At 61.3% G+C, this 4,586-nt stretch carries 9 protein-coding genes; 4 read left to right on the plus strand and 5 right to left on the minus strand.

Features of this window, described 5'->3' with window-relative positions; genetic code table 11:
• Positions 1-385, minus strand: a 385-nt coding sequence (locus EN884_RS26575) for a TetR/AcrR family transcriptional regulator (protein ID WP_164895168.1), incomplete at its 3' end; no start/stop codon positions are given.
• Positions 386-511: 126 nt separating this feature from the next.
• Here EN884_RS26575 and EN884_RS26580 point away from each other — a divergent pair.
• Positions 512-991 carry an anthrone oxygenase family protein gene (locus EN884_RS26580; RefSeq protein WP_082826561.1) on the plus strand — a complete coding sequence of 160 codons (480 nt, stop codon included), beginning with the start codon at positions 512-514 and terminating at the stop codon, positions 989-991.
• Between the two features lie 21 nt (positions 992-1,012).
• Positions 1,013-1,162 carry a hypothetical protein gene (locus EN884_RS26585; protein WP_082826704.1) on the plus strand — a complete coding sequence of 50 codons (150 nt, stop codon included), beginning with the start codon at positions 1,013-1,015 and terminating at the stop codon, positions 1,160-1,162.
• A gap of 18 nt (positions 1,163-1,180) precedes the next feature.
• Here the strand turns inward: EN884_RS26585 and EN884_RS26590 are convergent, their stop codons facing one another.
• From EN884_RS26590 to EN884_RS26600, 3 genes are all read right to left on the minus strand, one after another.
• Positions 1,181-1,477 (minus strand): SelT/SelW/SelH family protein, encoded by a 297-nt coding sequence (locus tag EN884_RS26590; protein ID WP_127224143.1) that lies wholly within the window; start codon positions 1,475-1,477, stop codon positions 1,181-1,183.
• A 17-nt stretch (positions 1,478-1,494) separates the two neighbouring features.
• Entirely contained in the window at positions 1,495-2,244 is a 750-nt protein-coding gene (locus EN884_RS26595; protein WP_013529113.1) for a YebC/PmpR family DNA-binding transcriptional regulator, read from the minus strand.
• A gap of 213 nt (positions 2,245-2,457) precedes the next feature.
• The gene (locus EN884_RS26600) at positions 2,458-2,781 is read right to left on the minus strand and encodes a helix-turn-helix domain-containing protein (RefSeq protein WP_024502907.1); all 324 of its coding nucleotides are present in this window, start codon (positions 2,779-2,781) and stop codon (positions 2,458-2,460) included.
• 52 nt (positions 2,782-2,833) lie between these two features.
• On the opposite strand from EN884_RS26600, the gene EN884_RS26605 reads away from it, so the two are divergent.
• Entirely contained in the window at positions 2,834-3,316 is a 483-nt protein-coding gene (locus tag EN884_RS26605; protein WP_063169205.1) for an SRPBCC domain-containing protein, read from the plus strand.
• 45 nt (positions 3,317-3,361) lie between these two features.
• On the plus strand, positions 3,362-3,754 hold the full coding sequence (locus EN884_RS26610; protein ID WP_063169206.1) for a VOC family protein: 393 nt from the start codon (positions 3,362-3,364) through the stop codon (positions 3,752-3,754).
• A gap of 38 nt (positions 3,755-3,792) precedes the next feature.
• On the opposite strand, the gene EN884_RS26615 is transcribed toward EN884_RS26610, so the two are convergent.
• On the minus strand, positions 3,793-4,554 hold the full coding sequence (locus EN884_RS26615) for a TerC family protein (protein WP_013529109.1): 762 nt from the start codon (positions 4,552-4,554) through the stop codon (positions 3,793-3,795).
• Positions 4,555-4,586 lie beyond the last annotated feature (32 nt).

The following is a 4,586-nucleotide window of genomic DNA, read 5'->3' on the forward strand; positions in this document are numbered from 1 at the left end:
AGATGTCGCGGATCACCGGCTCGGCCAGGAACAGCCGGTAATAGATGTCGACCAACTCTGAAAACGCGGACTGCAGGCCTTCGGCGTCGCTGATGCCAGCCAGTGCTGCCGAAATGCAGGACTGGCTTTCGGCGGTGTAGCGCTCGGCCAGCGCCCAGATGATCGCCCGCTTGTCCGGAAAGAACTGGTAGAGCGACCCGATCGACACCCCAGCGCGCTCCGCCACCTCACCCATGCGCATGGCATCGCTGCCTTGCTCGGCGATCAGCGCCGAGGCAGCCGCCAGCATGCGCTCGACCCGCTCGCGGCTGCGCTGCTGGCCCGGCGCCCGACGCGGTGAAGCAGCCTGCTTCTGTGCGGAAACGGGGGTTGCCGCGTCTTCCATACCTGACTCCAAATGCCGCCAAAATCACTTGACTCGAAAAATACGAGGGTTTATCACGTTTTGCAAATGTGAGGATTAATCACGTTTATGCGGAGGAAAGCACAATGGGCATCTGGAGCAACTGACATGATCGCGAAACTTCTTCCCACTCTCATCTTCATTGCCGCACTTGGCTCAGGCGTCGTCGGCGGCGTCTTCTTTGCTTTCTCCAGCTTCGTCATGCCGGGCCTCGCCCGCATGCCAGCCGCAAGCGGCATTGCCGCGATGAATTCCATCAACGTCACAGCGGTGACGCCGCTGTTCATGACAGCACTGTTCGGCACGGCTCTCGTCTGCATCGTTGTCGCCATCGGTGCGGTGATCGGCTGGAACCAGCCAGGCTCGCTCTGGCTGGTTGCCGGCAGCCTGCTCTATCTCATCGGCATCGTGGTGGTGACGATGATCTTCAACGTCCCGCTCAACGATGCGCTCGCCGCCCTCGATCCGGCCAGCAGCAATGGCGCAAGCCTGTGGTCGCGCTACCTCGACGAGTGGGTGATGTGGAACCATGTCCGCACCATCAGCGGCATAGCCGCGCTGGCATCCTTCTGGTTCGCCGCGCGTTGAAAAGGATGGATGGAGCCACCGATGAAGGATCAATATTCGAATATGGCCTTCGGCATGGCAATCGGAGTTGGTGTCGGTGCCGCGGTCGGCACCGCTCTGGATGACCTTCCGATGGGCGTCGCCGCGGGTATTGCGATTGGCGCCGCCTTCGGAGCGTGGCGACGCAAGTGACGGCAGCGCCGGCGGCCTCTACGCCTTTGTCTTCCGATCGGAATGACCGAGGTCGCGGTCCGGATCAATGACATCGCGGACCAGTTGCTTCAGCTTGGCCGCGTCCGGAAAACCGCCGTCGCGCTTGCGATCCCAGACAAGCACGTCATTGCAGGAAATGGTGAAGATGCCGCCGGTGCCCGGCACCAGCGTTACTTCGCCGAGGTCCGTGCCGAAGGTCGACAGCAGCTCCTGCGCCATCCAGCCGGCGCGCAACAGCCATTGGCACTGCGTGCAGTAGGTGATGCGGATGGCGGGGAGCACTCTCTCGCTCATGCCGGGCTGAGCTCCGCTCATGCCGCGCTGAGCTTGGCCATGGTCTCGTCGTCGACTTCGAAGTTGGCGTAGACGCTCTGCACGTCGTCGTCGTCCTCGAGCGTGGCGACCAGTTTCATCAGCGACTGTGCCCGCTCCTCGTCGACCGGAACGTTGTTCTGCGGCCGCCAGATCAGCTTCACCGATTCTGCCTCGCCGAGCGAGGTTTCCAGAGCCTTCGACACCTCACCGAGATTCTCGAAGGCGCAATAGATGGTGTGGCCTTCCTCGTCGGTTTCCACGTCGTCGGCGCCGGCTTCGATTGCCGCTTCCATGACCTTGTCGGCGCTGCCGGCCGATGCCGGATAATAGATCTCGCCGACGCGGTCCCACATGAAGGAAACCGAGCCCGTTTCGCCCATCGCGCCGCCGGCCTTGGTGAAGGCAGCACGCACATTGGACGCCGAGCGGTTGCGGTTGTCGGTCAGCGCCTCGACAATGACAGCGACGCCGCCCGGGCCATAGCCCTCATAGCGCACGGCTTCGTAATTCTCGGCATCGCCCATCGAGGCCTTGTTGACGGCGCGCTGGATGTTGTCCTTCGGCATCGACACCGCCTTGGCGTTCTGGATCGCCAGGCGCAAGCGCGGGTTCATCGATGGATCGGGCGTCCCGCTCTTGGCGGCGACGGTGATTTCGCGCGCCAGCTTGGAAAACATTTTAGACCGCACCGCATCCTGGCGGCCCTTGCGGTGCATGATGTTCTTGAACTGTGAATGGCCAGCCATGGCACCCCTGTCGTCTTCTCGGCTAGAGCATCGCGAAGCGAAGTGATCTGACCTCGTCTTCCGCAATGCCCGAATTCAAAATTTCAGAGCGTCCCAGGTGCACCTCTTGGAAGCACGGCGTTCTCTGTCGGAATGGCCGGCTTATAGATAAATCGGCTCAATTCGTCCAGCCGCACCGCGCATGCGGCGCAAGACGTGACCTGCTGCGGCCGCTCACGCCTCGAGGTCCGACTTCAGTCGGTCGATGATGCTGAGCGCATGGCCGGCATACTGGCTGATCCAGCGGTCGTGGATCTGCTTGATCGGCAGCGCGTTGAGATGGTTCCAGCGCTCGCGGCCGTCGCGCCGCGCAACGATCAGGTCGGCCTCCTCCAGCACCTTCAGATGCAGCATGACCGTGCAGCGATCGATATCGGGAAAGGCCTCGCACAGCATGCCGGTCGTCTTCGGCGCGTCCTTCAGCTGATCCAGCATTTCGCGCCGGCGCGGATGCGCCAGCGCCTTGAAAACATTGTCGTCTTGCGATCTGCTTGACATGTTATGTTTATATAACGTATCTTTGGACCGATCAAGGGAAGGAGCTGTGGATATGTCACTTGGATTCAGTGTTTCCGGACGCATCGGCAAGCCGGTCGCCGACGTCTTCGACGCAGTCGTCAATCCGAAGAAACTGAGCGGCTATTTCACCACGATCGGCGGCGCCAGCGCCCCGCTGGAAGCCGGCGCCGGCGTCGTCTGGTGGGGCAAGGTGCCGGTTGAGGTCGACGAAGTGGTCAAGGACCGCCGCATCGTGCTGCGCTGGGATGCCACCGATGAGGACGGCAAGCCGGCCTACAAAACCCGCATCGAGATGAACTTCGAACCGCTGGACGATGGCGGCACCTTCGTCACCATCGCCGAGAGCGGCTGGCAGGAAGGCGCGGTCGGCCTGAAGAAGTCCTACCTCAATTGCGAGGGCTGGTCGCAGATGCTGGCCTGCATGAAGGCCTATGTCGAGTACGGCATCAATTTGCGCGACGGTTACTACCGCAGCGAGATGAAAGGCGAACCCGCCAACGAGACCAATGTTTGAGCGACCCGACATCTGAGCAACCAGAAGGAAGAGGAGGCCTTTGCGATGAAGAAAGTAACGCCATTCCTGATGTTCGAGGGCAAGGCCGAAGAGGCAATGACCCTCTATTGCGAGACCATTCCCGGCAGCAGCGTCCTCGACGTCACGAATTACGGCCCCGGCGAAGACGGTCCGCAAGGAACGGTCAAACTAGCGCGGGTGTCGATCGCCGGCCTGGAAGTCATGGTCTTCAACAGCCCCGTCCACCATGCATTCACCTTCACGCCATCGGTGTCGCTGTATGTGGACTGTTCCTCCGAGGATGAACTGAACCGAATTGTCGAGACGCTGGGCAAGGATGGCGCGTTCCTGATGCCATCGGACAATTACGGCTTCAGCCGCCGTTTCGCATGGCTAAACGACAGGTTCGGGGTCTCCTGGCAGATCAATCTCGCATGACTGGTCTGTGCAAGGGCGACCACCCTGCTGCTCTTGCCTCAATGCCCGCCGCCCGGCTTCTTGCGCCGCCGCGCCAGCATGTTGAGCCCCTCGACCAATGCCGAAAAGCCCATCGCCGCATAGATGTAGCCCTTGGGCACATGGTAGCCCATGCCGTCGGCGATCAGTGTCATGCCGATCATCAAAAGGAAGCCCAGCGCCAGCATGACAATGCTCGGGTTTTTGGCGATGAAGTTGGCCAGCGGCCCGGCCGCCAGCATCATCACGCTCACCGCCACGATCACGGCGATGTACATGATGGCGATCTCGTCGGTCATGCCGACGGCGGTGATGATCGAATCGATCGAGAAGACCAGGTCGAGCAGCAGGATCTGGAAGATCGCGCCGGCGAGGCTGATCTGCAGCGTCTCGCCCATCATCGTATCCTTGTGGTCGTCGGGATCGACCGTGTGATGGATCTCCTTGGTCGCCTTCCAGACCAGGAACAGGCCGCCGGCGATCAGGATCAGGTCGCGCCAGGAAAAACCATGGCCGAAGGCCGTGAATACCGGCGTGGTCAGCTGGACGATGATCGAAATGGTGGCCAGCAGCACCAGCCGCATGATCAGCGCCGCCGAGATGCCGAGCCGGCGGGCACGGGCCCGTTGTGCTTCCGGCAGCTTGTTGGTCAGGATCGAGATGAAGATCAGATTGTCGATGCCGAGCACGACCTCGAGCACAATCAGCGTCAGCAGCGCGACCCAGGCGGTTGGATCGGACACAAATTGAAAATGCGGCGCCAGGAATTCGATGAGCTGCATGGAGGTCGTCCCCTCTTTTAACGATCTAGAGC

It is taken from the genome of Mesorhizobium sp. M7A.F.Ca.AU.001.01.1.1 (assembly GCF_004022735.1).
GTDB classification, from domain to species: domain Bacteria; phylum Pseudomonadota; class Alphaproteobacteria; order Rhizobiales; family Rhizobiaceae; genus Mesorhizobium; species Mesorhizobium ciceri.

Excerpts from the sequence above, each read along its gene's own strand:
- EN884_RS26600 (WP_024502907.1), bottom strand. The coding sequence starts at position 2,781 with ATGTCAAGCAGATCGCAAGACGACAATGTTTTCAAGGCGCTGGCGCAT.
- EN884_RS26615 (WP_013529109.1), bottom strand. The coding sequence starts at position 4,554 with ATGCAGCTCATCGAATTCCTGGCGCCGCATTTTCAATTTGTGTCCGAT.
- EN884_RS26590 (WP_127224143.1), bottom strand. The coding sequence starts at position 1,477 with ATGAGCGAGAGAGTGCTCCCCGCCATCCGCATCACCTACTGCACGCAG.
- EN884_RS26605 (WP_063169205.1), top strand. The coding sequence starts at position 2,834 with ATGTCACTTGGATTCAGTGTTTCCGGACGCATCGGCAAGCCGGTCGCC.
- EN884_RS26595 (WP_013529113.1), bottom strand. The coding sequence starts at position 2,244 with ATGGCTGGCCATTCACAGTTCAAGAACATCATGCACCGCAAGGGCCGC.
- EN884_RS26580 (WP_082826561.1), top strand. The coding sequence starts at position 512 with ATGATCGCGAAACTTCTTCCCACTCTCATCTTCATTGCCGCACTTGGC.
- EN884_RS26610 (WP_063169206.1), top strand. The coding sequence starts at position 3,362 with ATGAAGAAAGTAACGCCATTCCTGATGTTCGAGGGCAAGGCCGAAGAG.
- EN884_RS26585 (WP_082826704.1), top strand. The coding sequence starts at position 1,013 with ATGAAGGATCAATATTCGAATATGGCCTTCGGCATGGCAATCGGAGTT.